This is a genomic window from Desulforamulus profundi, assembly GCF_002607855.1.
The window spans coordinates 1-25,963 of record NZ_AWQQ01000056.1 but is presented as its reverse complement, the minus strand read 5'-3'; the positions used below and the strand labels follow the sequence as shown (position 1 = coordinate 25,963).

The window sequence follows — 25,963 nt, the reverse complement described above, 5'->3', positions numbered from 1 at the left end:
CTTCAAGAACTTCTGCCAGAGATCTTATTGCCTCTTTTTTCCATTTAAGCAATTGATTTGGATGAATCCCATACTCTGAAGCAATCTGGGATATGGTTTTCTCTTCCTTGAGAATTTCCAGTACAACCTTGGCTTTGAACTCCCCAGAATATGATTTTCTCACGGCAACGATCCACCTTAAATAAAGCTGTTTTTTTGTCTAGTTTTCTTTATCCATTATATCCCTCCGGTAATTCCAGGCAGAGAACTTGGTTACTGTCCGTCATTGCTGGCTAATGCCCCTATTCCGTTTTCTTTACCCAGGAGTCCGTTGCAAAAGTAGTTTTTTGTCTTTTTTACCCCCAGTATATTATTTGAACGGTCCTGGGCGGTTCACACACTTTTTTACGCGTGACCTTTATAATGTACATTCGCTTTAACAATATTTTTCCCTGCTGCTGTATTTTAAAATTACCGTAGTTGTCTTAAAACCACTTAAAAACATAAAAATTACACAACTTTCAATATTTTTTGCATTTTTTGTTCCTCTGTCACTTTTAATAAGTAATGAGCAAAGGAAGTTGTTTTATAACATAGATCTTTCTTCAAAGGGAAACCCGTTATGTTGCCGAATATATATAGATGGGGCTTGGTCTCCTATCTGATAATCTAAATGTTCAACAAGATCGGGGTAATGGTGTGGAGTGAGCCTGAAGGAAGTCAGCAGCAAACCTCCAGCCCGAGGACCACGAACCCCAGGCGAGGCTAACAGCAGTTGGATGAGAAGTGTTGCGGGAAGTAATTACATGGTCGTATGTTGTCATTGAATTCACAGAAATGATTAAACGGATAATGAGAGGTATGCTATGAAATACGTAGTATTAAATGACATTGTAGAAAAGCTGGATTGTCTTATGGATGGCTGGAAATTGTATTATAGTAAGAAAACCGGAAAAATTACAGAGATACAAGCGGAATATTTAGGTGTTGCCGAGGAATTGGATGAAGAAGACGATTTTAGCGAATATAAGGAATGGGAGCGCGAAGCAATCGAAGAAGCAATTGATATTATTGAAAATTGGGATGATTATATTGAACTGCCAGACAAATATGAAATCCATGAATACAGCATTATGGAGCAGTTTTGTTATTCAATAGAAGATGAAAGGTTAAGTAACAAGCTTTGTAACGCTATATCCGGGAGGGGTGCGTTCCGGCGGTTCAAAGATGCCATAATACGTTATAACTTGGAGGATAGCTGGTATGCTTATAAGTACAAGGTATTATGTAAAGTAGCGCGAGATTGGTGCGAACATAATGAAATACCGTTTAAAGAGAAATAACAATGGGGAAGGAATCAAAAGGATAAATTTCAAGGAGAGTGTTTAGCGTGTTGATAAAAGAAATCGAATATAATAACGGAAAATTTCCAAAAGAAACTTTGCAGAAAGCTATTGCCCAGAGAGAAGAAATTATACCAGAATTGTTAGAAATTTTAGATTATACTTGCCAAAATGCAGAACAGCTTGCAGAAGAGGAAAATTATATTGCGCATATTTACGCCTTATATTTGTTAGCGCAATTTAGAGAAGAAAAGGCTTATCCATTAATTTATAACCTTCTTAACAAGCCACAGGATATTCTTAACAATTTACTTGGTGATGTTATTACGGAAGGTTTGCCGGGAATTTTGGCATCTGTTTGTGGTGGTGATATTGAATTAATAAAAAAGATAATTGAAAATGAGCAAATTGACGAATTTATTCGTGGTTCTGCATTAAATTCTTTGGTTATCTTGGTGGCTCAAGGAATCAAGTCGCGTGATGAAGTGCTAAATTATTTTGGAAATTTATTCCGTGGAAAACTGGAACGTACATATTCACACGTTTGGGATGACCTAGTAGCTTGTAGCTCCAGACTTTACCCCGAAGAAATAATTGGAGATATCGAGCTAGCCTATGATGAGGAACTTGTTAATCCGTTATATATTGATTTAGAAGACATTCAAGCGCAACTTAGAAAAAACAAACGAACTGTTCTTAGTGAATTATATAATGCTATTCGTTACCAACTAATTAATGACACGATTCATGAATTAGAGGGTTGGGCATGTTTTGATGAAAAGAATCATGATATCTCAATACCATTGAATGATATTCTGAAATTTAACAAACAGGAACCGTACCGTAAAGAATTTAAAGTTGGTCGTAATGATCCTTGTCCTTGTGGGAGTGGGAAGAAGTATAAAAAGTGCTGTGGTAAATAATTAGATAACTTCAAATAGTTAACCCTTTGGGAATTGGGTATGAAGTAAATGAAGTGACCAAAGATGGTACTCCTGGTTTCAAGATTGCTGTAATGGATAATGTAGATTGTGATTAGCAATTCTTATTTGAAAAGCTGAAAGCCAAATGTTGTTAGAATTGATACAGTTTATAGACCAAAATTGACGCTGGATTTAGGAAAAGTGGAGTCCATTGTATTGGATCCTGTAGCTAATCACTTAATTTGACGGTGAAGTTCTCACTGTCAATGACGTAGGAAATATAACGTCACTCTGCCAGGTTAATGCTTCTTCTAACGACAACCAACACTTATGTACATGCCAGCCAATGGGGATAACCCTATCTGCAAAAGCCAACCACTGTTAATACTGTTGAAAATAGGGAAAACCCCCATGCTACATTTTCTTGTAGACAAGGGGGCTTAATTCATTAACTGAATTAAGTTGTCAAGGTATTGACACTTTGGAAATAAATAACAGCTCCCCTTGTTATCCTAAAATGTTCTTGGTGAGCCCCAGAGGTTAACTTAAATTAAAGTGGCGCCGAAGGGAAGTCTTGACGGACGGGGTCCCCGCGTGTGGTACAATCGAGTAACCGGCGGGGCGCAATCTGTTAAAGCAATGTCCCCGGAGCCGCCCCGTCGGTAGTCAAAGCTGACCACACGCGGGGTGGCAGTCAAGACCGCCACTTTGTTCCACTGTTTTTTGCATCTTAAGCAGCGAGCTTCGGGGCTGGCAGGAGTAGTTGATCAGTATATGGTACAAAGAATGCCTGTGCCGGTGTTCTGCCCTGGTACGACGGCCTTGGTGAGGGCGTTCCCAGTTATAATAGAGCAAAAATTTGTTCAGGTCAGACTGGAGTTCTTCTACAGAGAAATATCTTTTGCGCCTTAATGCTACCTGGAAAAATTCCTGGTATAGAGTCTGAATAAATCGTTCAGCATAACCGTTGGTCCAGGGGTGCTTTACCTTGGTGGTCTTGTGCTTAACACCCAGGATAAGGCATGTAGCACCATAATAATGATCATAGGTGGGTTCGGACGAGCCGTATTCCTTTCCGTTATCCGTCAGAGCCCGCCGTAACTTAACACCCATAGACTGATAGTCGCGATGGACATAGTCCAGAAAATCAGCAGCGGATTCAGCTGTCTTGTCGGTGTAGAGCCGTGCCCAGCCGTAGCTGCTGGCACAATCCACCCCTACCTGGACATACACTTTTCCGATACCGGCCAAGCGGCCAATAAGTTTCCCGTCCTGGCTCATAAGATAACCAGGTTGGGGAGCATGTACGTGCCTGTGTTGGCTGGCCTCTTTGTCCAGCTCCCAGGCTGTTTTCTCCTGCGGAGGTTGCAGGGAATCAATCCATTTAAGGCGTTCTCGCCTGGTATTGAGGCCATTGCGTCTAAGTACCCCGTATACAGCGGTTTCGCCAACTTTAATTCCGCCGTTTTCTGGTTTTCTCAGTTCGGCGCTGATCCTTTTGGGTCCATAAGCTGGGTGTTCCTGGACAAAAGCCAGGATAGCTTCTTCTATATCCGGCGGCGTTTGATTAGGCCGGATACCTGGTACACGTTCTTTATCGTGCAATCCGTTYTCGCCTTGTTCCTTATATCTGTTTAAAAACTTATAGAAAGTGGTATGGGACATTTGGCACCGGCTGGCTATTTCACGACGGCTATAAATTTTCCTGCCATCAAGTATCATTGCTTGCCTTCTGCAGCGTAATACGGTAGGATGAGTATACACAGCAGTTCCCCCTTATTATGTTGGTGTGGTAACTATCATTATAAGGGGAGCACTGTGGATACTCAACCATCTGGGGCAAGCCCGGGTGGTTGATTTATTTCCCAGCCTATTCCATTTTGTCAACCCATACCCAACTTAACACACCGGTTATAGCGGGATCAAACCATTGTCGAGTAGAAGTGCGTCTCTCTAACTTTAGAAGCAGGTTTGTTTTCACCGTTTCTCCCCGTTTCCTCTGGGAGTGCCACAATATTTGCTCCATGGCTAAATTGAACACACAACCCTCACAGAACCGTGCTTGCGCTATTCACGCACACGGCTCCTCACTTGGAGATTTGCACTTATGCCTAAGCACTACTAAGCCGATAATATACTGAAATAAATTTTCGGTTTGGGTAGCGGCTTAACTTTGAGCAGCAATAGGAACTTTTCCCAGGTATAGCTGTTTCGCTGACTTCTGCGATTGATCCACTTGAATAGTAGTTTTGTTACCTCATACCAATACCGATGTATCATTGGGCCATTATCTGTGATGCCATAGTACCTGTAGTATCCTACGAGTTTAGGTTTTATTTGTTCCAGCAGTATACTTACAGGAGTAGTACGGTTAGCTTTTATCCACTGCTTCATTCTGTATAAGGCTCCTTGGTACTTCTTCCTGCTTGTTTTCCGCTTTACTCTGAACTTACCGTTTTGACTTACACCACAATAGTGGGTAAAACCAAGAAAGTCGAATGTTTCTGGCTTATTCTCTCCTCGTTTCTTGACGTTCCGAGCGGCAAACAGACCAAATTCGATAATCTTGCTCTTTTCCGGTGCTATGTTCAGATTGAACTTTTCTAGCCTTTTGATTAGCTCGTAGTAAAAGCGTTTAGCCTCGTGCTCATATTGGAAACAGCAGACAAAATCATCAGCGTATCTAACTATGTGAGCACTACCTTTACACTGCTTTTTAACTATTCTCTCGAACCACAGGTCAAGAATATAGTGCAGGTAGATATTGGCAAGAATTGGAGATGCTACACCCCCTTGCGGGGTTCCTTCTTCTGACAATTTGTATTCTCCATCTTCCATAATTCCCGCTTTAAGCATCCTTTTGATAATCCTTAGTAACTTAGGGTCCTTTATTCTGACTTCAAGGCATTTCATCATCCAGCCATGATCGACGTGATCGAAGAAGCCTGATACGTCAGCGTCTACTATCCAGTTTGTTTTGCCTGTCATTATGATGTTATTTAACTTTCGCAGGGCGCCATGACAGCTACGACCAGGGCGAAACCCGTATGAACTGTCAAGAAAGTCCTGTTCGTATATAGCAGTCAGTATCTTACTAACTGCCAACTGAACTATCTTATCTTCATAGGCGAGTATGCCCAGCGGTCTCCCCTTGTCGCTACCTGGCTTAGGAATGTATACACGTCTAACTGCTTGTGGCCTGTAAGTCATCTTTCTTAGGGATCCATGTAGCACAATGATGTTTTCCAGCAAATTCTTTTCGTATTCGGCTTTAGTTACTCTATCTATTCCGGCTGCTTTGTTCCCGCTAAGTTCATAATGGCACTCTAACAGCATCTCCACATTGATTAAATGGGCTAGACTTGTAAACTGTTCCTTTGGGCGTTCCTTTGCTACTTGTGCTATCCTTGCAAGTTTTGTTTCCAATTAGTTTCCACCTCTGTGTGTGGTAATTGTGTCCTCTGCAAAGGCCTCCTTGTGTGACTGCCTTCTCTCCACAACCATTACGCTGTTTCATTGATACTATTCAGTCATCCGACTCCCTGCCTCTCATTTGCCTTCCTTGCTTGTTTATCACTTGTAGGGCATACCCATTTATAGGAAGAAGCAGGGTCTCCCGGGTTACCGCTAATTCTCAATATTAACGTGCCGAGCTCTTAGACCCCGGAGCGACATAAAGACTCACCATAGCGTCTATACTGTTGTTGCCTTCTGTGCGTGTAACCACATCGGCCATTCTCAATTCATATTTCGGAGCTCAATCACTTCAGCTTTCGCTTTCGGCCCGCTATTTTGCCGTTCTACGCTTAAAGCTTTCAGTTACCTGAAAACCTCCAAGAACTGGCTACAGGGCTGCTGGTTAGGCTTTACCCTGGTGGGGCTTACACCCACTAGACTTAGCGACCTTACCCGGCCGCACTACACGGAATTATTTACATACCCTATTTAACCTGTGAGTTTATGAAATCCTTCACATTCCGGGTAATGGTAACGCTGTTGTTATCAAAGGTTACTGGTAAGCTTTTTCTTTAGCATCTCTAACCTGGAACAAGCTTTTTGGTGAGTACGCCGTAGATCACGTTTTTGCTGGCGTGTAAGGTTTTCTGATTGATAATTGGTAAGTGACTGTGGTATCCTCATTATGAGGACACTCTCCTTCGTAATGGTTTTGGAGGTACTTTACCAATTCACTAAAGAGATAAGTGTTCCTCTTTTTTTGTTAAATTTTTTACAACAAATTATTCTGATCAGGTCTTGTGGTTACTGGGTTTTTCTTTTTTACTTACCGGATCTAAGATAAACATGTGTGTATATAAATGGACAAAAGTCCTGGGCAAGATACCAAAGTCCCTAAACAAAAACAAATTTACGACTAAAGCTTACAAAACATAACATTTTACAACAGAGGAATTTGTTGCTAGATATCAAATATTGCTTTTATGATGAAAAAACAGTACCAAAATACGATTAATTTGTGGGCAGAGACGATCGCCCGGTCAAGACAAGGGAATCTGGAAGAGAATAAGGCGGTAATGGCCTATGCTCTTCACCTACTTTTATTTAACTTACTGGTAGTAATTGCTACGCTTCTAACTAGTTTTATTTTAGGGACTTTTCCTACAGTCGCTGTTACACTTATTGCCAGTGGTTCATTACGAATATTCACAGGTGGGTATCACTGTTCCAGTCCAATAGTTTGCTTGATTCTGTCAGTTGGACTAATGAATTTTTACGGACAAGCTGCGGTTAAGCTAGCCGGTATAATGGGTTTATATCATGTTTTGATTTTCTTAATCATTACGATGGCTCTTTCGCTATATTTCATTCTAAAGAATGCTCCAGTTGAAACCACTAATAAACCTATTAAGGTTGAAAGAAGAAATGTTTTAAAGAAAAAAGGGCTAAGAGTATGGTTCTTTTGGGTAGTCGCCTTAACTCTAGTGAGTGTGCATAATATCAACGATTATAAAGATTTTATTTTAGCTATAGGATTGGGTATCATAAACCAAACTTTTTCAATTTCAGGAATTCTTAGAAATAAAAGTTAAGGAGGTGAAGGGGATGAAGAATAAAGTCATTTTATTGCTTGGAACTGTATTATTTTGGCTAGCTCAAGTAAACATTTCTAATGCCTGTGTTATCACACATTACGAACCAAAGGTGCCTGATTGCCTGCGTTAAAGGAGCATAATATATGAAGACAACAGTAATTAATTTTTTTTTTTACAGGGTTGGCCAGAAGTGGCTGCCCTAATTTTTACTGTATTTGCAATTCTTGGTTTTAAGATTTCTACAAGAAAAATATTATTATATGCATTCGAATTATCATTGATTATTTGGTTAATTCGAATATTTACAGTTCCTGGTTTACATACCTTGGCTGCATTACTTGGTTTAGTTTTAATTATTTATAGACAGGGGAAAGTAACTTTGGGAACTTCCTTTTATGTAAGCATCAGTGTGATATTTGTTCTTATATGTGCTGAGACGTTCGTTCATTTTACATATGAAAAGTTATTTGGCAATGTATCAAGTGAGGATACTTTTTTGTGGGTAATGTTAGGTTGGCCTCAGATTATTATAATGGTTTGTTTAGCATTTATTATTCAAAAGTACATTCGGCCAACATTTTTAGCAAATTGTAATAAAAAGGATTGTCTTTAATGATAAATAGAATTTCTCCTATAAAAAAGTTAAAGAAATTTATTGGATATCTCATTTCTTTTTCTTTTCAATCATCCTTATACTGGGTAGTTTAACTGGAAAAATATATCTAAAGGACATTTGTAATTCATTTAATTTCAACCTAATTATGTTGGGTTCGTTTTTTGGTTTTTTATTGGTAAACTACCTTTTTCTAAGAGCCATTGAGGAAAAATTTTATTCAGATAAATATTTCTTCAGAAGTATTTATGCTGTTTTGCTAACATTTTTTACTTTAATCTTTTGTTTTGTTTCTAATGAACAGATTCATAAGTTGATATATGTTATTCCTGTTGTTCTAATATCCTTAACCAGTGGTTCTGCATTAGGACTAATATCTGCATCTATTTTTGGTATTAGCATAGTATGGTATTACAAGAGTATAAAAATCGATGATATAACTATTATTTTATGTTTAGCTTTATTAGCCTGGATAGTGGGGCAAATTTCTCAAATAAACTTTCATTATGCTTTACAATTGGAGAATGAAAAGAAATTTTTAAAAGATTTAATTGAAACTTTTTCTGAAGGAATTACAATATGTAATTCGCTAAGTTATGTTTTGCTTTGTAATAAACAAATAGAACAGATATTTAAACTTAATAAAGGTGAAATCATGGGAAAAGCTGAGGTATTACTCTGGGAGCAATGCTCTATTCCTTATCATAAATGGATGCCAAACTTTATGAATATGGAAGCACAGATAGGGGATAAAACATTTCTAATTAGCAGGTTCACTTTAAAGGGACCGGAGGAAGAAGAAAACTGTTTTGTTACTGTCATTAATGATATAACAGAGCTTCACCAGCAAAAAAATAAAATGCAGCGTTTAGTAACCCTGTCCGCAGTTGGGGAATTGGCAGCCGGAGCAGCTCATGAGATAAGGAATCCCCTCACTACGGTAAGGGGATTTATTCAATTAATGCAAGCCAGGTGGACAGATCCTAAATTGACGGATTTAGGGCAGCTTGCATTGGAGGAACTGGACCGGGTTAATGGTATTGTCACCAGCATGCTTCAGTTAGCCAGACCGGAACAGGCTGAAAGTAAAATGCTTAACATCAATGGCATCGTTAACGAAACATGGGATCTCTATACTTATTCAGGCATGTCTAAAGGGATTTATTACGAAAAACTTCTGGACGAGACAGTGAGACCCTTCAGGGGCAGTGACAAACAAATTAAACAGATGCTGCTGAATATTATGCAAAATGCTGAGAGGGCCTGCTCCAAAGGTGATACCATATCGGTCAGGACCTACGGTGATCATAAGCATACTTGCATTGATATCCGTGACACCGGGAGAGGGATTAGCCCGGAGCATATGGAAAAAATATTGCACCCCTTTTTTACGACCGACCCTGCCGGTACGGGTTTAGGGCTTGCCATCTGTAATCGAATTATTTCGGATCATAACGGTACTATGAAAGTAACCAGTGAACTTGGTGTAGGGACCACATTTACTATAGTTTTTCAGGTTCACCGGCCTAGCCTTAGTTTGATGGCGTAGAAGAATTTAAAATATAATGTAAGCGTGGCAGAAGAAATTCCCCTAACTGGCTGATATTTAATCAATTAGGTGTGAAAGGAGGCCCAAAATGGAACAAATTTTACATCAAATCCTTAATGAGCTTAAAGAGATAAAGACTGATGTAGCTGAACTGGTGGTAAGCTCGGTTTTTCTACCAGCCTTGGCCAAGACCCTTGTCCACGATACGGGACAACATATTTACGTCGATGTTGCCACCGCTAATAACAGCTACAACCTTTTGGCCCGGGAACTGCACCTTACCATTCAAGAGGGCTGCCACCGGAGTAGCCCCTCCTTTTCTAGATGATTAATTTGGTTATTTGTGAATTAAGTTTAGCCCCTCGATGGAGCGAACTTTTTGCAGGTAATTATAAACAGTGTATTTTGATACACCTAAAACTGTTGCGATGTAATCGACGGCACCTTTAATTAAGAAGGCGCCCTTTTGTTCCAAAGTAGCCACAAATTTAATTTTTTCCTCCATGGACATGGTTGCAGGTGGCTTTCCCACAACCTCCGACGCCTGGGCCACCAGCACATCGATGGTCTCATGAACGGTGGCAGTAAAGGTTTCTTTTTTGTCATCTCCGCCCTGGTAAGACAGGTTGATTAAATCACCCACGGCAGCTTGCATTTGTTGAAAATTTGTTATGTCAAAATTGATGCAAAGGGCGCCGATAATTTTTCCCCGGCCGTCCCGAATAAAAGTAGTGGAGGATTTGAGAATGCGACCATCTTTGGTAATGCTTTTATACCCTACCATATCCCGGGCTTGGTCGCATTCCTGGTGCAATACCTTAACCACAAGATCCGTAATGGGCGCCCCGGGCTTCCTGTGAGTGATATCTCCGGCAATATAAATCAATGACCTGTCCAAGCTTGATAAATCGTGGACGGCGACCTCACAGTTTCTGCCAAAACTTTGAGCGATGGTATCAGCAATACGGATGAGGTTCTCAAAAATTACTTCCGGGGTATTCATTTCTTTATTCATATCTTTTTTTACTTTGGAATCAGACATGTTTATTACCCCCCGCTTTGCTTAAAGTGTTTCGAAACAATTGGTTCATTTGAGAAGAACCTGTCTTCTCAATGACATATTACAATCTTGTTGTAAGAATTACAATAATTTTTTAATAACTTTTCCAAGTAAGTAATTACCAAAAAATACATGTGTTTTATGGAGTGGGCAAAGGGTAAAATTAGGTTTTTAAACGGGTTACCATTAGAGTCTTTGGCCAAAATTCATATTTTTAGCTAACACTATTTTAGGGAAATTTGTCAAACTCGGAAGGGGTTAGAAAAATAATGTCGAAATTATTGGGGACTAGCATTTGTCTAAAAATTTAAGGATACTCAAAACAGAACTGTTTTAGTCATGAAGCATTCACAGTATATAAAAAAACAATACTAAAACCGGGAGGATAAGATGGGCAATATACCCTTTTCTCTTTATATAAGTTTGGCATATTTGGAAGGTATAAGTGTTTTATTCTTCCTTTTTGTTTTTTTAAAGGTACACTGGTCAAAGAAAGAATTAATAATATTTTCAGGAGCATATGCCATATCAACTTTTTTGTTACGTAAATTACCGATTAGTTTTGGCATTCACTCACTAATATTAGTTTGTTTGGTAAGCGGTTTTTTAACCTACTATTACAAAACTAAACTTTCTTCGGCTGTTTTTGGCCTAATTTTGGTATTTTCTATTATCATTATTACTGAAATAATATCTGCATTTTTAATTTCAAAATTATTCTTGCTTAACTATAACACAATATTAGGTGAACCCTTGTGGTGGTTCCTCTCGGGGTTACCTCATGTAGTAATTATCATTATTTTATCTATGTTAATTAGAAAATTTGGGAGATAATTATAAATGTCTTTTCCTGAAAAAGCAGCTAATTATTTGATAAAGAGCAAAGGAATTAAGAATGAAGACCAACAAGAAATTCTTTTATTTGGCGCTCAGGTTTTTTTGGTTTAGTTTCTAGCATAGTTATTACTTGTTTTTTAGGGTATTTATTTCATTTACATGTTCAAATTTTTTACATGCTTTTGGCTTCTATGTTTATACGTAAAACAGCAGGTGGCGCTCATAGTGAAAACTCGTTGCATTGTTTGTTGATTACAGTTTTCATATACAATATCTTAGCTTATATTGCACTAGAAACAATTTATATTGTACAAGATTACATGGGATTAGTAATTATATTATCTTTTTTGTATGGACTCACAATAATATATTTGAAGGCGCCAGTAGAATCGCCTGAAAAGCCACTAAGTTTCCAGCAAAAGAAGTTACTAAGAAAGTTATCGTTTTTAGCAGTGTTCTTTTTATTTATATGCCAGGGGCTGTCTTATATTTATAATAAATATGAACTGACAAACTATGCAGTTTCCTTAATAATGCTTTGGCAATACTTGATGCTTACATCTTTCGGGCATAAGATAATGTATTTCATAGATAGATTTCTACTTATTATTTTATTAAAGGGGAGGTGATTATTATAAAAATCTTAAAATCCTTATTCCTTACTGTGGCAACCATTGCTTTTACTTTATCGGCATTAATTAATGCTGCGTCTGCATGTGGTTATGCACATTACCAGCCTAAGTTGCCAAAATCATTACAAAAATAACCCATAATAAAGCAAAAGAGTGAACTGCATAATATCACTCTTTTGTTTTTATTAGGTTAGTTATATCTTAAAGAGTGATATTTATGAATGATTGGAAGCAAAAAAGAGAAGACAACTTCAAAGACCTAAAAATTACTGTTTACTTACTTTGTTCTCTTATTTTTATATTAGTGTTTCTGACAAAAGTCAATTGGAATACGTCTGTAAATGAACCGTTAGCAAATATATTTATTTTTTTAGAAATGAATTTATTTCTACTATCCTGTTTATTATTGCCTTATTAGTATGTGTAGTTATTGTTCGACTAGATATCCTCCCTACAGGCTTTTACATGCTTTCAATTTTTGTCTTTATTCTGCTCACTAGTTACAACGACAGCTATGTAAAAAGCCTGCTAATCATTCCTGTTGCATATGTATCATTTGCCAAAAGCAAAGCTTTTGGTTGTAGTATTGCTTTATTAAGTGGATTTTTATTATGCATAGGTGATTTATTATTATATGGTTTTGATTACCCAAATACTCAATTTGAATCCGACATTGTCCTTACCGGTGTCATGTTTATCTGTGCATGGCTTATCGGAGGAATTGCCGGCATTGAACGAGACACCAGAAATTATTTACTGGAATTAGCCAACAAGGACGGGTTATCAGGAGTTTATAACCATAGATATTTTCAAGTATCCTTTAAAAAAGCCTTAGAAGAGGCAAAAAGCAACAACGAACCTCTCAGCCTCATTCTCTTTGATATCGATTTTTTCAAATACTATAATGATACCTTTGGTCACCTCGCAGGAGACCAAGTTTTGAAAGAAGTGGGACAAGTCCTGCTGCAGGAAACTAAAGCCCCCGGTATTGCGGCACGGTACGGTGGCGATGAATTTTGTGTACTGCTTCCAAAGCATGATTCAAATGCCGCTTATAAAATAGCCAAAGGGCTTAAGGAAAAAATTGAGGAACTGATCTTGAATAATGAGAATGCAAGCAAACTCCCCACCGGTAAGTTGAGTGTCACCGTGGGCTTGGCGAGTTACCCGGAACATACAAAGTCTGGTGAGGATCTATTTGAATTGGCCGACCAGGCCCTATACAAAGCCAAAAAGACCAGTAAAGATAAAATAGAGCTATACTTTAACGTTTTAGATACATTAAAAGGTACCTCTGAACAGTCTGAAGCGGAGCTTTTAAGTTCGACCAGAACGCTGTTAAGTATCATTAATGCCAAGGACCGCTATACCTATGGGCATTCCGAGAGGGTACTGGAATACGCCACTTTGCTGGCAAAAGAATATGGACTGAACGAAGATGAAGTGCGGTATATACAGTACGGAGCATATCTGCACGATATTGGCAAGATTGAAATCGACATCCGTATTCTAAACGCACCGGGCAAAGTGACAGAGGCTGAGTGGGATATTTTAAAACAACACCCTTACTGGGGCAGTGAGATTATCCGACCCATCAAGTCCCTGGAGAAGGTTCGACCGTATATTTTGCATCACCATGAAAATTATGACGGTACGGGTTACCCCCTGGGTCTAAGCGGCCGTAATATACCCCTGGCGCCCGGATTATTCGTATTGTGGACAGTTTTGATGCCATGACCACAGACAGACCTTATAAAAAAGGAATGCTGCCCGGGGCTGCTTGCCAGGAACTGTTGTCTTTGGCCGGTTCCCATTATGACCCGGAATTGTGCAATGTCTTTGCTAACCTTGTAGAGTCCCATTCGGAAACCTTCTGTAAAATAACCGCAGATTATTAACAAGCCAAGAAAGCTGCCAGTGATGGCAGCTTTTCAATATGGAGCGGCACCTTATTTCCATCCCTACGCCTATATGCTGGGGGGAGCCCAGGTAACGATACTGGTTTGCGGGGATGAAAGCCTGGAGATCGTGAAGGGCTACTGGGTACAGGACTGCTCCGCCGCCACTCAAAACATTATTCTTGAAGCCCACGCAAAGGGGCCGGGCGCCGTATAGTTGGGTGTCTACCCGATTATGGATGAACGACTGCAGACAATTGTTTCGCCAATGAATAATAAACGGCTTAATTATGATAACCCCTGCACTATCACCGGGGTATGTTCAGAGTGCCAGGGTTCAACCAGGATTTGCAGGATTTATTCCGTTATGAGGAAAAAGCCAATGCTTACGGATATAACCGTGGTGGTTGTGGGAGAAGAATTGGGGTATTGATGGAACTTGAATCGAAGAACTAAGAACGGAAGGCTGCCGTTACTGGCAGCCTTCCATGCGGAATTCCTTGGTCAGTTTATTTAAGGCCCTTTTCTCAATGCGGGAGACATAGGAGCGGGAGATTCCTAAAGCGCGGGCAATTTCCCTCTGGGTTTTCCGGGCGGTGGTGCCGAGACCGAAGCGCATTTCTAACACTCTTTTTTCCCGGCTGGTCAACCGGCGTACCTTTTCCATCAGGTGGTTCTTTTCAAAGGCTGTTTCAACCATATCGGACACCACTTCCGGGTCGGTACCCAATATATCGATCAAACTTATTTCATTACCATTAACTGTTTATCTGTGGGAGTTTAGGATATAGCACCAGTGTAAAATCATCATCTCGCTGGTGCTTTTCTTTGCGGTAGACCGCGTAATCTAAAACAGACTTAAGCAGGTTATTTTTTTTTGCCGGATCTTGAGTTTTATAATAAAGTTCTAGCACATTCTCAACGGTTGGTATAATGTTTTTTTTAACTTTATTTCTTTGTACTTCTTCGGCCAAAGCTTTCTCGGCGTCATGTATTGCTTTTTTTGTATCGTCTATCCGTTCAGCTAAAATATTGGATCTTTCGAGAAAAGTATCAATGCTGTAAACACCTTTTTCAAGTAGATTATGAAGGTTATCTTTTTGTTTGTATAAATCATTTAACTCTTTTTCTAAACGATGCAGAGCCCTTTGCCTTAAATCAACGGAATCATCATTCACCTTTGGCCGTTGGTGTTTACCCCAGTCCGCTTTATATTGGGCTAACAACTGATGGAGTCCTTGAATTATTTTTGATTCAACGTATTCGAACCGTGAGCTTTTGTTAGTACAATAACGGTTATAGCATATAAGATGAGGGTGTCTTTGGTGTGTGTATGGACGATATACCATTGACGAACCACATATGCCGCACTTCACCAGGCCGGCCAGTGGGTTAGTAATGCCGTTTTGGATTTGATACGGAACGTGATACTTTCTTTTTAAGATTTCCTGGGCTTTTAAATAGGTTTCCATGGATACTAGGGGCTCATGTTTTCCTTCGACATCGATCCATTGTTCCTTTGGTCTCATTCTAACATCTCTCTTTTTCCCAGGCGTAATAGATTTTTTCTCTTCTTTCTTTTTCCATTGAATACGGCCGGCGTAGATTGCATTTTTGAGAATAAACAAAACGGTAGATGCTTTCCAGGCAATACCGGTAGGGGATTTGCAAAACTTGTTTAATTCATTCGCTATCTTATTGGCACCCATTCTAATGTTAGGATCATCGTGAGTGTACCAGTCAAAAATCATTTTAACAATGGGGGCCTGCTCAGGATGAGGAACTAGGTAACGTTCTTTGTTATTTTTTTCAATGAGATAGCCATAAGGCGGGCGGGGGGCTATGTAATTACCTTCCTCAACGGTTATTACACGACCCCTTTGAAGTCTACGGGTAATGAATTTGAATTCTCGCCTTGCCATGAAGGCTCCGAATTCCGCGTATTCTTCATCAAACTCATTATTTAAATCGTAAGTTTTTAGTGGAGTTATTATTTTTGTATTAGAGTTTTTAAAGGCCTCTAAAATAATACCTTGTTCTTTTGTGTTGCCACGGCCTAACCGGTCTATATCCATACAAAGAACAGCATCATATAAACCTTCTTCAACCTCTTTGAGTGTTTCAAGCATTTCCGGTCTATGAATAAGGCTTTCCCCAGAAATTCCTACTTCTTCTCTTATTTTTACGATATTAAGGTTTCTTTCTTTAGCAAGTTTTAATAAAATGTTACGGTGTTTTGCAAGAGTTTCTCCTTCTCCCGGGCCTCAGCCTCTAAATCAGCTCTGGATTTTCTTAAATGCATTAGGACGCGTTCCATGTTTTCACCTCTGTTTCCAACTATATAGTATTATAAAACCCCTTTAGCAAAGCCAGAGGGGAGGTGAGTAAGTCTTTGTATTGTCTTAATGTTTTTAAACAGGGACAGAAATTATTTCTTTGATGCCAGGTACACGTTCAAAATGTTTTCGGTTATTTGTCAAAATGGTTAAATTATAATACTCTGCCACACATGCAATAAATAGATCTAAATCGCCAACGGTAAACCCCATTTTGTAAAGTTCAGCCCGTTTTTGGCCAAAGAGACGTGCCACCGGTTTGGTAACGGTAAGGGTTCTTAATCCCTCTAAAAAGTTGAGCAAGATTATCTCCTTTTTTTCTGGATTTGGGTTTCGGTAAACCCCTTCGTAAAGTTCAGCGATAGAGATGGTGCTGATGGCTATACCTTCACCACGCAGCTCGTCAATAGCCTTGACAAAAGCCTCTTTTCCTCGTAGGTAGTAAACGGCCCAATCAGTATCTAATAGGTATTTTAACATTACCATTCTTCACCCATCCTGCTGCTCTTTTCCCTTTTCCCGTATATATCTTTAATTAATTCATCAGCGTCAACATCTGCCCAACCCCCTGCTGCTGATTTAGAAATCTCAATATCATCCTCGGTAATTTCGTCAAAATCTAGCATAGTACGAAGTTTATACCGGTCCATGGGAGACAGTTTTTTAATTTCCTCGAATATTTTATCAATGGCCACAACCATTTGCCCCCTAAAATATATTTAGCAACTTTATTTTATCACTTCTCATAAAGGAACACTATTCAGAGTTGGCTATCCAATATGGAGCTAGTGTCTCAACAAGTTTTACAGGAACGTCATAGCGCCTGGCAAATTCATATATTGATTCGCCGGGCTCTGGTTTTTTCTCGGACAGTAAGAGCTCGGCCACAAACCTGTCTACTTGACGTTCATACTTACCTATACAAATAGACCGTAAATTATCTAAAACCATAAAATAGTTAAGGGACGGATGCAGACGTCGGTGGGCTATTTCATGGTAGATTACAAGTTTTTGTTCTCGGTATGGCAATGTGTTATTGTACCCGATAAAGGTTGTTCCTTCAAACACCAGCAACATACCTCTAATTTTTCTAAATGGGAATGGGACGAGGATGTATTCAAGATAATCAGCAAGCTCAAAAGGATCGGAGGTATGATACTGCTCTTGCAGGTTTCTGACCTCCCTCTTAATCCAGTGCATCGAATCACCCCGAATTATGTCGAAATACCTTAAAATGTCAAAAAGCTACTGATGATCAGTAGCTTTTTCTTGTGCTTTTTCCCGTTTCCTTTTCTTGAGTGCCCGGAGGCAACTTTAACAAACTCTATTACATCTTCTTTATCTTCTTCATCCAGTGGGGCTCCATCAAAAGCTATATTGGCCTCTCGGAGAACTTTTTCAAGCTCCTGTGGAGTGGGTTCGTCGTTAACATTGTTAGGAATATCGGTGCGGCCAAGAAGGTAGTCTGCCGACACATTGAAGAAGTCGGCAAGAAAATTTATTGTGTCAGTGTCAGGATCTCTTCGCCCCTGTTCATACATACCAATCGTACTGGGAGAGACTTTCAATAATCTTGCTAAATCACTTTGGGTCATATTATGTTGGACTCTTAATTCTTTAATCCTTTTACCAAACAATGTTAACACCTCTGGATGTATTATAACACAATATGTGTAAACATTAAAATATACCACACAAAAAGTAAAGTAAACCCTTGACGATACACTATAAGTGTAGTAGTATTTACTTAGTAATAACACAAAAAGTGTAGAGATTATAAAGGTGGCAAGTGTATGGCGAAAAATAGTGAGCTTGCGAAATTTAGAGATTTAATTAAAAAAAGCCAAGAAGATATGGCTAATATACTGGACATATCAGTTTCTTTCTACACTAAAGTCGAACATGGTTTAAGAAACCCTAGTTATAACTTTATAAAAAAGTTTAAGGAGCAATTTCCTGACGCCGATATAAATAAAATTTTTTTAGTCACAAACAACACGAAAAGTGTAATTATCATTAAGTATGTACAGGATAAAAATTGAAAATTGTGACCCGAACAGAAAAACTAAAATCAAGCAGCAATCGTAACTATATCTTATCACGGCAGTAACAAAAACCATGTAAATATCTGTCAATATTATAATCAAAAAATCGGGCTTTAGCCCGAGGTGTCGTTTTACAATATCAACTATTTAGCCCGCCGTTTTAAGTCAAACAGTTGCATGTCGTGCTGGGTGAGCTTGGTTGCTAAGTACATAACGCTGCTGTCAAGGGAGTCAAGTTTTTCGGTAGTTTCCCTGCGATTGAGTATTAGTTCTTCTTTTAATTCATCAATACGGCCGGTTATGGCTTCCAGTGTGGCGTTAGCTTTGGCAAAGTTATCATTAACAACCTCTCGGAAGTCATAAAGACCACGGATTCTATCGGTAATTTCGGTTTCGATGCGGGTTTCTAAGCGGAGTTGACCTTTTTCGAGGGAATCAAGTCTTTCGCCGTGTTGTTGGAGAGTTTTAAGGATTTGGTTTTGTGTTTCAATCATTTGATTTTGGGTTTGAAGAATTTGTTTTAATAATTCTTCCATGCTTACTCTCCTTTCCAAGTATCAAGGACAGCGTTTAATACTTTTAACTTATCTGGAGGTAGTTGCTTGACTTTCTCACAGATCTGCCGCACTTCCGGGGGTAGTGGTTCCTGCTCTTGGGTGTCAGAGAAAAATTCGGAGAGTGTTATGCCCAGGGCGGTGCAGATTTTTTCGAGGGCATCTAAAGAAGGCTTATTAACATTGTGTTCAATCTTATTAATTTGCGAAGGGTCTAATCCGACTTTTATTGCTAAGGCTCGTCCGGATAACCCGACTTTTTGTCTAAGTTCTCTAATACGATTACCAATTTCCATATATATCTACCTTTTTGATTTATAGTCAATTTTTATTATAGACAAGTTTTAGAAACTAAAAAACATTGATTATGAATCACTATTATTCTTGACATATTGATATATAGTCAATACAATAAAGGCAGGAGGTATGATTATGAATCAATATGGTCGGCGAATTAAGGCATTCCGCAATGCTGCAGGAATGACCCAAACTCAACTTGCTGTAAAAACGGATGTTGATCCGGCGCATATTTGCAGAATCGAACAGGGTAAGGTGGCTTGTTCAATAGCTCTGCTGCAGAAAATCGCCACCACCCTAGGTGTCCCAGTCTCTAAGCTTTTGGAGGACGATGATATACCCAAAGCATCTAACGAATAACAATGTTAACCATATCTTACCATAGCCGTGCCAAAAACCCTGTAAATATCTGTCGTGTTTATACTTTAGCCGCCGGGAAAACTCTGGACTTTTAGTCCAGAGATGAAAGGCGGCCAGATTTACCAGGAGATTTTTTAGTAAGATATACCTACAGAAGGGGGTGAAAAAGAAAAATGGAACAAACAATCACACTCAAAATCAAGCTGTACCAGCCGACGCAAGCAAAAAAGCAAATGTATCAGGAAATGGCCGACCGGACAACAGAATTTGCGAACAACTATCTGAAGTTGGACAAAAAAGACCGACCCAAGACATCTAAAGAAGCTAAAGAATATTCAAAGCCTTTGCCATCGGCAGTATTAGCCCAGGCTATCAGGGACATTAAATCAAAAAAGAAAGTCAAGCGGTTTAAACGCCTATGGCCTAACTTCAATAACCAAAACTTCAAAGTGGAGAAAGAGGTTTCCAAAGACGGCGGAGCCGTGTGGAAAGCATCTTTCCCTACGCTGGAGAGAAGGGTTGGAGTGCCCATAGTTGCTCAATCATACCAGGAAAAATACTTAAACCTGCTGCTGTCCGGCGAAGTCAAACAGGGTTCTGCACGGCTGATCAGATGTGGCAAAGACTGGTACATTCATCTGAGCATAGTCCTAACCGTAGAGCAGACCAAAAGGACGGAAAAAAATATGGGCATAGACCTGGGGCTGATTGACCTGCTGGTAGCGAGCGTAAACGGTCAGACGCTGTTCTTTTCCGGTGGTGAGCTGGCATATATCCGGAGGCACTATGCGGAACTCCGCAGAAAACTCCAAAAAGCCGGGGCACACAAAGCATTGGTGAAGTTGGGCGACAAAGAGCACCGCTGGGTAACAGACATAAACCACAAAATCAGCCACGCAGTGATCGAGTTTGCCAAACTGCACGGAGTAACGAAAATCCGGCTAGAAGATTTAACTGGAGTAAGGTGGACGAAGAGCCAGAGGAAAGGACAGCGGAAAGACCGCGGCAGGAGTTTGCACAGTTGGGCCTATTACCAGCTTTGGCAGTTCATTGAGTATAAGGCGGCCCTGGCGGGTATCCAGGTGGAGTTGGTCAATCCTGACCTAACCAGTCTGACATGCAGCCGGTGCGGGCACGTTCACAAGAGCCGACCGAAAGGCCGGTGGTTTACGTGCAAGCGGTGCAAGAAAATAAAGCACATAGACGTAAATGGAGCCGATAATATAGCGCAGGCTATAAGCGGGTTGGCAGGCTAAATTCCGGTCACCTGGTCACAGGGTGGCTTCCTCAATGGGTGGGATGCAGGTGGTCATTTGAACCGTTGGGGGCGGGCCGATTGGCGCGGCCCAGAGGGGGAGTTGATGAGGCGGGGCAGAAATGTACCTGTTGAAGCGAAACCCAACCGAAACCGGGCGTGAACCCGCAAGGACACGTAATTCCCGGGGTATCCTCTGACTTCTAGTCAGTGGAGGACGTCAATGTGAGGTCTTTTGAGGACAGGTGATTTTATGCCAAACACATTAATAAGCGTTACATCCCTTCCGGCAAGTGGATTGAAACAAAAAACAAGGGTAGTCCCAGTAAAACCCCCGCATAGATTAAACTGGGGGATGAATCTGTGAAGTATGATAAGACCCTTAAATTGGGAAAAACCATTATCCACATAGTTAATCCACCTCAAATGACACCAGAAGAAATTGAACAGGTATTAAAGGATTATCACGCTGCGGGATGGGCAATAATTGACGAGTTGGCAGAGAGTGAAGATCAGTTAGTTAATAAAGAAGAATTTCTGGAGGTGTAATTCACGTTGAGGAAAGCAACCCCTATTCCTGATACCCCGGGGATCTGCCACCTGTGCTTTGAACCGGTATGGGCAGACCAATCATATATTTTCGTCGAAGGCGGCCGTCCGGTTCATAAAATCTGCTACCTGCGGCAGCCGAAAAGCTACCGGCAGGACAATCTGCCGGAAGGAAGCCCTTTTGTGAACGAGTGGAAGAAGGGACGTATAGCCTGGCGGTGTTCAAAATGCGGCAAGGGGCTGTGGTTAGACCCTGGGGTTTATGAGAAGGCGTATCGAGATAGCGAAGTTTGCCTTGACTGCCGGGCCTCAATAAAGCAGCTGGATGGTCAAATATTAAAATATTAAAAGGTTGAGGACGGAACTACCTTTGCAACCAGGATGTAATAAGGCTCTGTAAAGTAGCCGTTCAGTCATACGGCATAAAAGAACAAAACAATAGAAGCAGGCCTGCCTGCAGCTCAGCAGGACAGGCTGGAGAAATCGTTTGATGAGATTGGGAAGTTGGTAAACAAGTTTATTTGTTAGCTAGTTGCTATGACGGTAGGCTTTGGGGCAGGAGGACAAGCTGCCCGGAGGCGTGCTGTTAAGCACCTATACAAAGATACAAAATAACCTTAGTTAGTTAATCTGCTTGCTTAGCAACGAAATACTTTCCGGAAAAATCCGGTAAATGGTTCGGCTAAATCTGCGGAACGGAAGGGTGTGGGGAAAAGTGCGCAAAGAGGGTTGTCCGCAAAAATGGAACTTACTAGACAAATATCTTGATGGATTTTATTTTTGTAGACTTAAATTGGTGGAAATAGCAGATTTATTAGGAGTTACACATAAGGCTATAGAAAAAGCGTTAAAGAAGTTTGATCGAGAGGCCTACAACTTTGAACGTGAATTACGCAAGAGTCAAAACAAAATCAAAAGAAAAGAAAACGATAGAGTAAGAAAACAAAAGGAAAGAGAAAAAGAACCATCCTACCATCTTATTGCCAAGCGAATACTTAATGACCAAGAGGTCTTACATATTTTAAGACTTGCTATCAAAAAATTAATCTTAAAAGAAAAGTTAAAATCAGACAAAACTTTCAATGAGCAGATAATGTGTCTCCGTTATATTCCGTGCTTTAAAAACATTTTCCATCCCATTCCACAAGTTACTTCCCCTGACGTAGAATTGATTACTCAAAGAAATATTGAAAAGATTGTTAATTATGAGATTCGTGCTATGCGATCTGACCTGGTAGGAGTTCCAGGGCCGGCCATATTAGAAATACCAGGGTATCTAAGCAGTTATGATGTTCAATCTGCTTTAATATACGCCGAATTAGCTATTAAAACAGCAGGTTATGTGCCGACCGATGCTAGCGTAACAGATGTGCAAGACGGCATTATTAAAATTATTAGCCCGACTGAATTGAAAAAGTTAAGAGACACATATTTGGATGAAAGTATCTCTATGGCAAAAGTACCTGATCAACCCGCCCTGAGTGATTTAACTTATGAGCAGAAAGTAAAAAGAATAAAATCATGGCGGTCACAGGCCAGGGCGGCAGAAAGAGATGCATCTATTTGGAATGTAGGTGGGGGAACTGGCAAAAAAGGTAAGGGCGGAGGCACAGTCAATATTGAAGAAAGACAAAAGTTAAGTGCAAAAAATGGTTATTAGTTAAACGTTTCGGATTTCGACTAACTTGTTTCCAGCACTCACAGTATTGTACGTCAAAATAGTCTTAATCGTAAGACCTGGTAGTTAACGCACATAAAAGAACATTTGTTCTTAGAAATTTTTATAGTATAATATTGGTAACTCAAAAAAATTTAGGGGGTATTTTATTGAACGAACGATTAGAGAGTGTGCTAACTTTTTTTGAAAAAACATTGCCTTCTTATTACAATAGCAAGGAGATCAGAAATAGTCAGGTTCAAATGGCTGTAAACATTGCGGGTATCCTATCATCCAATTCGGATTATCGTAGTATCTTAATTGATGCACCGGTAGGTACTGGTAAAACTTTTGCAGTACTGGTGCCTTCAATCTATAATGTAAAAAAGGAACAAAGCAAAAAAATCATATCGGAACGGGTTATATATGCCACGGCATCTCTTAACCTTCAAGCTCAATTGAGGAATGAAGAACTTAGTATTTTACAAAAATTGGGATGTCTAAATAGTTTTCTGATTGCAAAGGGGCAAACACATTATATTTGCCCCAAAAGATTACAGCAGATCAGTATTAGCCCGATGAAAAAACGTCACTTGGAAGATTTTTGTAATAACGCCCTTGAGGGAGAAAGAACTGAATTTGAACGAAAATATTATCCTCTGGATGATAAAACGTGGAGTAAAATTAATCTTGAGAGTCAGTCTAAATGTAAACATTGTGATTTAGAATGGGCCTGCCCAACGCGGGAACACCGAAATAAGTTTAATGACATGCGACATCAAGTTGTAGTTACAAATCATAATCAATTAATTCAGTCGGTTTTGAACGTCTTGGATTATCGGGCACCAATAATAGATTTTAATCGGGCTGGTATTGTGATCATTGATGAAGCCCATGAATTTGAAGATGCTTGTTTATCCCAAATAGCCCAGCAAGTAACTTTTAATTCGATTATTAAATGGGCTAAAGAAACAATGTATGAATATAAGATTAAATCGGCCGTTAGAGTGTTAAAAAATAGTACGGACAGAATAAGACGTAAATTAGACACTTCAAGTGGTAGACACAAACTTGGTCTGACAGAAAAAGAGGCTTTAAAAGAAATCCAAAAAATCTTGGAAGAATATCAGTCTCGTCAATTGGCCTATCAGGCTAAAAAACTATTTAAAAACATTGAAGATTATGACGAAATTGAACGTGTTCAAGTTGTTATAAAGAATGCTTTAAATGAAGTGGAATATACCAGCTGGATAAATATCGATGAAAATAAAAATGATTCTATTGTAGTAGTAACTAAAAAATTTAAATCAGAGATCAACAAGATTATTAACGAATTATCTAGGAAAAATAAATTAATCTTTACATCTGGCACTCTTGCCGTCAAAGGTAGTTTTGATCACTTATATCATAGCTGGAAAGGAAAACCACCATCATCAACAACCTCTATATTAACCACAGTGTTTAATTATTCTGAGCAAGCGATCGTTTATTTGCCTAAGCATATACCGGACTCTCCAGGTTTAACTTCTCCTATGTTCAAACAGTATTGTGATGCCATAGGAGATGAAATTTACGAATTAATCAAGATTACTAATGGTAGAACCCTTATTTTAGCCACCTCACATAAGCAAATGGAAATGTTATACAATTATTTGCAGCCTAAATTAAGTTTGCTAAATATTAAATTTCTTAAGCAAGGACAAAAAAGTGTTGAGTTATTGTCTGAGGATTTTAAACAAGATGAAACAAGTGTATTAATTGGTACCGGTTCATTCTTTACCGGTTTATCAGTTAAAGGAAAATCTTTAATATCGGTGATATTGTGTAAGTTACCGTTTCCGCCAAAGGACGACCCATTTTTAGATCTTTTGGCTGGTGGAGACGATTATAATGATAGAATGGAATATGTGGACATTCCCCGAATGCTTATTAAATTACTTCAGGCCGGAGGTCGGTTGATAAGAAGTATAAAGGATTTTGGTTGTTTTACGATTTTAGATCCCAGGGTGCATGATAAAAAGAAAGGATATGCTACTCAGGTCATTGAAAATCTAAAACAACAGAAATACCGGATTACAACCGAGAGGGATGAAGTTAAAAAATTCATAGAGTTACGAATGAATATGAAAAAATATCCTTCTTATCCAAAGTATAAAAGAGATAAGCTAAGCATCCCGGAATCACTTCAAAGAGATGAATATCAAGGCATAGTTGTTAATCTATCAAGTAGCCAGGATAAATTTTCTGTGCAGGTTCCTTCAAATGGCAATTCAGTCTTTACACCCAAACAACTTGCTTTTTATAGGGAAATCAGGCTTAAATTAGGCATGAATGATAAGTTATTGAAAACCATTAAAGACCCGTTTGGAATGCTAAAACACCTTTATCAGTTGGCAATTAAAAAAGAATTTCCAATAGATGTTTTAGATACTTTTCCTTATGAATCTGAAGAGCAGAGACAAAATTTTCAAAGGAAGATAAAAGACAATAATTCTCCTTCAAAAGTTGTGAGTTATATTCTATCACCTAAAGAAATTAAAGAACTTGAAAAAAATTGGGCAAAGCCTAAAACTGGGATTAAATAAGAGATAAAAGTGATTATGGTTCTTAAATGAAATGAATGAAATACATTAACTTCCTGGCCCATGAGCCAGGTTTTTCTATTTACAAAGAACATTATGGACGCTGGTGAAATATTGAAGGATTTACACCTGTTCAGAGTAGGACATATATTTTGTGGCTCCGGTGGAGGGGCTATCGGGTTTGAGCAGGCAAAACAGGAGTACCGGGGGATTGCCGGCAGATTTGTCACGGTGGCCGGCATCGACAGCGACCCGGAGGCCTGCCAGGACTTTGAGGCATTGACCTATGGCCAGGCACATAAATGTCTGTCTTTAACGCTTGGGAACTGAGCCACAGCAAGATCTGGGTGGTGCCGTTTAACATTGGGCCGGATGGAAAGATTGAAAGATTGAAGTACAATTGACTTGGGTAGATAGTTGAAGTTTGCTTTCTTTGAGCAGCA

At 39.4% G+C, this 25,963-nt stretch carries 32 protein-coding genes and 1 pseudogene; 21 read left to right on the top strand and 12 right to left on the bottom strand.

Features of this window, described 5'->3' with window-relative positions; genetic code table 11:
• Nucleotides 1–163, bottom strand: a 163-nt coding sequence (locus P378_RS10770) for a transposase (RefSeq protein ID WP_143338465.1), incomplete at its 3' end; no start/stop codon positions are given.
• 682 nt (nucleotides 164–845) lie between these two features.
• Between P378_RS10770 and P378_RS10765 the strand changes: the two genes are divergently transcribed.
• Both P378_RS10765 and P378_RS19595 read left to right on the top strand, forming a co-directional pair.
• Entirely contained in the window at nucleotides 846–1,322 is a 477-nt protein-coding gene (locus P378_RS10765; protein ID WP_099083261.1) for a UPF0158 family protein, read from the top strand.
• Nucleotides 1,323–1,369: 47 nt separating this feature from the next.
• Entirely contained in the window at nucleotides 1,370–2,245 is an 876-nt protein-coding gene (locus P378_RS19595) for a DUF1186 domain-containing protein (RefSeq protein WP_207654026.1), read from the top strand.
• A 666-nt stretch (nucleotides 2,246–2,911) separates the two neighbouring features.
• Here the strand turns inward: P378_RS19595 and P378_RS10755 are convergent.
• Together P378_RS10755 and ltrA are read right to left on the bottom strand one after the other, a co-directional pair.
• Entirely contained in the window at nucleotides 2,912–4,009 is a 1,098-nt protein-coding gene (locus P378_RS10755) for an IS481 family transposase (protein ID WP_420795994.1), read from the bottom strand.
• Nucleotides 4,010–4,366: 357 nt separating this feature from the next.
• The gene (gene ltrA, locus P378_RS10750; RefSeq protein ID WP_099083259.1) at nucleotides 4,367–5,671 is read right to left on the bottom strand and encodes a group II intron reverse transcriptase/maturase; all 1,305 of its coding nucleotides are present in this window, start codon (nucleotides 5,669–5,671) and stop codon (nucleotides 4,367–4,369) included.
• Between the two features lie 1,013 nt (nucleotides 5,672–6,684).
• On the opposite strand from ltrA, the gene P378_RS10745 reads away from it, so the two are divergent.
• From P378_RS10745 to P378_RS19585, 5 genes are all read left to right on the top strand, one after another.
• Nucleotides 6,685–7,293, top strand: coding sequence for an accessory gene regulator ArgB-like protein (locus tag P378_RS10745; RefSeq protein WP_338013901.1), 609 nt, complete (start codon nucleotides 6,685–6,687; stop codon nucleotides 7,291–7,293).
• Nucleotides 7,294–7,306: 13 nt separating this feature from the next.
• A complete protein-coding gene (locus P378_RS10740; protein ID WP_099083258.1) occupies nucleotides 7,307–7,426 on the top strand; it encodes a cyclic lactone autoinducer peptide in 120 nt (39 codons plus the stop codon).
• Nucleotides 7,427–7,486: 60 nt separating this feature from the next.
• On the top strand, nucleotides 7,487–7,909 hold the full coding sequence (locus tag P378_RS10735) for a hypothetical protein (RefSeq protein WP_099083257.1): 423 nt from the start codon (nucleotides 7,487–7,489) through the stop codon (nucleotides 7,907–7,909).
• Nucleotides 7,910–8,084: 175 nt separating this feature from the next.
• Nucleotides 8,085–9,458, top strand: a complete 1,374-nt coding sequence (locus tag P378_RS10730; RefSeq protein WP_180261064.1) for a two-component system sensor histidine kinase NtrB — start codon at nucleotides 8,085–8,087, stop codon at nucleotides 9,456–9,458.
• A gap of 88 nt (nucleotides 9,459–9,546) precedes the next feature.
• Nucleotides 9,547–9,786, top strand: coding sequence for a hypothetical protein (locus tag P378_RS19585; protein WP_099083255.1), 240 nt, complete (start codon nucleotides 9,547–9,549; stop codon nucleotides 9,784–9,786).
• Between the two features lie 9 nt (nucleotides 9,787–9,795).
• Here P378_RS19585 and P378_RS10720 read toward each other — a convergent pair whose 3' ends face one another.
• A complete protein-coding gene (locus tag P378_RS10720) occupies nucleotides 9,796–10,500 on the bottom strand; it encodes a helix-turn-helix transcriptional regulator (protein WP_099083254.1) in 705 nt (234 codons plus the stop codon).
• A gap of 408 nt (nucleotides 10,501–10,908) precedes the next feature.
• On the opposite strand from P378_RS10720, the gene P378_RS10715 reads away from it, so the two are divergent.
• The 6 genes and pseudogenes from P378_RS10715 to P378_RS10690 all read left to right on the top strand — a co-directional run bounded on the left by P378_RS10715 (nucleotide 10,909) and on the right by P378_RS10690 (nucleotide 14,318).
• Nucleotides 10,909–11,352 (top strand): hypothetical protein, encoded by a 444-nt coding sequence (locus P378_RS10715; RefSeq protein ID WP_099083253.1) that lies wholly within the window; start codon nucleotides 10,909–10,911, stop codon nucleotides 11,350–11,352.
• 86 nt (nucleotides 11,353–11,438) lie between these two features.
• On the top strand, nucleotides 11,439–11,984 hold the full coding sequence (locus P378_RS10710; RefSeq protein WP_338013903.1) for an accessory gene regulator ArgB-like protein: 546 nt from the start codon (nucleotides 11,439–11,441) through the stop codon (nucleotides 11,982–11,984).
• Nucleotides 11,981–12,121 carry a cyclic lactone autoinducer peptide gene (locus P378_RS22965; RefSeq protein ID WP_338013900.1) on the top strand — a complete coding sequence of 47 codons (141 nt, stop codon included), beginning with the start codon at nucleotides 11,981–11,983 and terminating at the stop codon, nucleotides 12,119–12,121. The genes P378_RS10710 and P378_RS22965 overlap by 4 nt, the downstream gene beginning before the upstream one ends.
• Nucleotides 12,122–12,452: 331 nt before the next feature.
• Nucleotides 12,453–13,885: pseudogene (locus tag P378_RS21680) on the top strand (bifunctional diguanylate cyclase/phosphohydrolase).
• Between the two features lie 22 nt (nucleotides 13,886–13,907).
• Entirely contained in the window at nucleotides 13,908–14,102 is a 195-nt protein-coding gene (locus P378_RS24150) for a nitroreductase family protein (RefSeq protein WP_180261063.1), read from the top strand.
• 18 nt (nucleotides 14,103–14,120) lie between these two features.
• Nucleotides 14,121–14,318 (top strand): LUD domain-containing protein, encoded by a 198-nt coding sequence (locus P378_RS10690; RefSeq protein WP_143338464.1) that lies wholly within the window; start codon nucleotides 14,121–14,123, stop codon nucleotides 14,316–14,318.
• Nucleotides 14,319–14,357: 39 nt separating this feature from the next.
• Here the strand turns inward: P378_RS10690 and P378_RS10685 are convergent, their stop codons facing one another.
• From P378_RS10685 to P378_RS10660, 6 genes are all read right to left on the bottom strand, one after another.
• Nucleotides 14,358–14,627 carry a sigma-70 family RNA polymerase sigma factor gene (locus P378_RS10685; protein WP_238473123.1) on the bottom strand — a complete coding sequence of 90 codons (270 nt, stop codon included), beginning with the start codon at nucleotides 14,625–14,627 and terminating at the stop codon, nucleotides 14,358–14,360.
• A gap of 16 nt (nucleotides 14,628–14,643) precedes the next feature.
• Nucleotides 14,644–16,110, bottom strand: coding sequence for a recombinase family protein (locus tag P378_RS10680; RefSeq protein ID WP_338013902.1), 1,467 nt, complete (start codon nucleotides 16,108–16,110; stop codon nucleotides 14,644–14,646).
• A gap of 186 nt (nucleotides 16,111–16,296) precedes the next feature.
• On the bottom strand, nucleotides 16,297–16,707 hold the full coding sequence (locus P378_RS10675) for a type II toxin-antitoxin system VapC family toxin (RefSeq protein ID WP_099083251.1): 411 nt from the start codon (nucleotides 16,705–16,707) through the stop codon (nucleotides 16,297–16,299).
• The gene (locus tag P378_RS10670; RefSeq protein ID WP_143338463.1) at nucleotides 16,701–16,916 is read right to left on the bottom strand and encodes a hypothetical protein; all 216 of its coding nucleotides are present in this window, start codon (nucleotides 16,914–16,916) and stop codon (nucleotides 16,701–16,703) included. Before P378_RS10670 ends, P378_RS10675 begins: the two co-directional genes overlap by 7 nt.
• 61 nt (nucleotides 16,917–16,977) lie before the next feature.
• Nucleotides 16,978–17,421 (bottom strand): ImmA/IrrE family metallo-endopeptidase, encoded by a 444-nt coding sequence (locus P378_RS10665; protein ID WP_099083249.1) that lies wholly within the window; start codon nucleotides 17,419–17,421, stop codon nucleotides 16,978–16,980.
• 29 nt (nucleotides 17,422–17,450) lie between these two features.
• Complete coding sequence (locus tag P378_RS10660; RefSeq protein WP_099083248.1) at nucleotides 17,451–17,858, bottom strand: helix-turn-helix domain-containing protein; 408 nt, start codon at nucleotides 17,856–17,858, stop codon at nucleotides 17,451–17,453.
• A 156-nt stretch (nucleotides 17,859–18,014) separates the two neighbouring features.
• Between P378_RS10660 and P378_RS10655 the strand changes: the two genes are divergently transcribed.
• The gene (locus P378_RS10655) at nucleotides 18,015–18,263 is read left to right on the top strand and encodes a helix-turn-helix domain-containing protein (protein WP_099083247.1); all 249 of its coding nucleotides are present in this window, start codon (nucleotides 18,015–18,017) and stop codon (nucleotides 18,261–18,263) included.
• A gap of 146 nt (nucleotides 18,264–18,409) precedes the next feature.
• Here the strand turns inward: P378_RS10655 and P378_RS10650 are convergent, their stop codons facing one another.
• Together P378_RS10650 and P378_RS10645 are read right to left on the bottom strand one after the other, a co-directional pair.
• On the bottom strand, nucleotides 18,410–18,802 hold the full coding sequence (locus tag P378_RS10650; RefSeq protein ID WP_180261062.1) for a hypothetical protein: 393 nt from the start codon (nucleotides 18,800–18,802) through the stop codon (nucleotides 18,410–18,412).
• Between the two features lie 2 nt (nucleotides 18,803–18,804).
• Nucleotides 18,805–19,116 carry a helix-turn-helix domain-containing protein gene (locus P378_RS10645; protein WP_099083246.1) on the bottom strand — a complete coding sequence of 104 codons (312 nt, stop codon included), beginning with the start codon at nucleotides 19,114–19,116 and terminating at the stop codon, nucleotides 18,805–18,807.
• A gap of 136 nt (nucleotides 19,117–19,252) precedes the next feature.
• Between P378_RS10645 and P378_RS10640 the strand changes: the two genes are divergently transcribed.
• From P378_RS10640 to P378_RS10610, 7 genes are all read left to right on the top strand, one after another.
• A complete protein-coding gene (locus P378_RS10640) occupies nucleotides 19,253–19,477 on the top strand; it encodes a helix-turn-helix domain-containing protein (protein ID WP_099083245.1) in 225 nt (74 codons plus the stop codon).
• 173 nt (nucleotides 19,478–19,650) lie between these two features.
• On the top strand, nucleotides 19,651–20,733 hold the full coding sequence (locus P378_RS10635) for an RNA-guided endonuclease TnpB family protein (protein ID WP_003545328.1): 1,083 nt from the start codon (nucleotides 19,651–19,653) through the stop codon (nucleotides 20,731–20,733).
• 362 nt (nucleotides 20,734–21,095) lie between these two features.
• Nucleotides 21,096–21,281 carry a hypothetical protein gene (locus P378_RS10630; RefSeq protein ID WP_099083244.1) on the top strand — a complete coding sequence of 62 codons (186 nt, stop codon included), beginning with the start codon at nucleotides 21,096–21,098 and terminating at the stop codon, nucleotides 21,279–21,281.
• A 6-nt stretch (nucleotides 21,282–21,287) separates the two neighbouring features.
• Nucleotides 21,288–21,629, top strand: a complete 342-nt coding sequence (locus P378_RS10625; RefSeq protein WP_099083243.1) for a hypothetical protein — start codon at nucleotides 21,288–21,290, stop codon at nucleotides 21,627–21,629.
• Between the two features lie 367 nt (nucleotides 21,630–21,996).
• Nucleotides 21,997–22,941, top strand: coding sequence for a hypothetical protein (locus P378_RS10620; RefSeq protein WP_099083242.1), 945 nt, complete (start codon nucleotides 21,997–21,999; stop codon nucleotides 22,939–22,941).
• Between the two features lie 167 nt (nucleotides 22,942–23,108).
• Nucleotides 23,109–25,523 (top strand): ATP-dependent DNA helicase, encoded by a 2,415-nt coding sequence (locus P378_RS10615; protein ID WP_099083241.1) that lies wholly within the window; start codon nucleotides 23,109–23,111, stop codon nucleotides 25,521–25,523.
• A 111-nt stretch (nucleotides 25,524–25,634) separates the two neighbouring features.
• A complete protein-coding gene (locus tag P378_RS10610; RefSeq protein ID WP_099083240.1) occupies nucleotides 25,635–25,850 on the top strand; it encodes a hypothetical protein in 216 nt (71 codons plus the stop codon).
• Nucleotides 25,851–25,963: the final 113 nt, after the last annotated feature.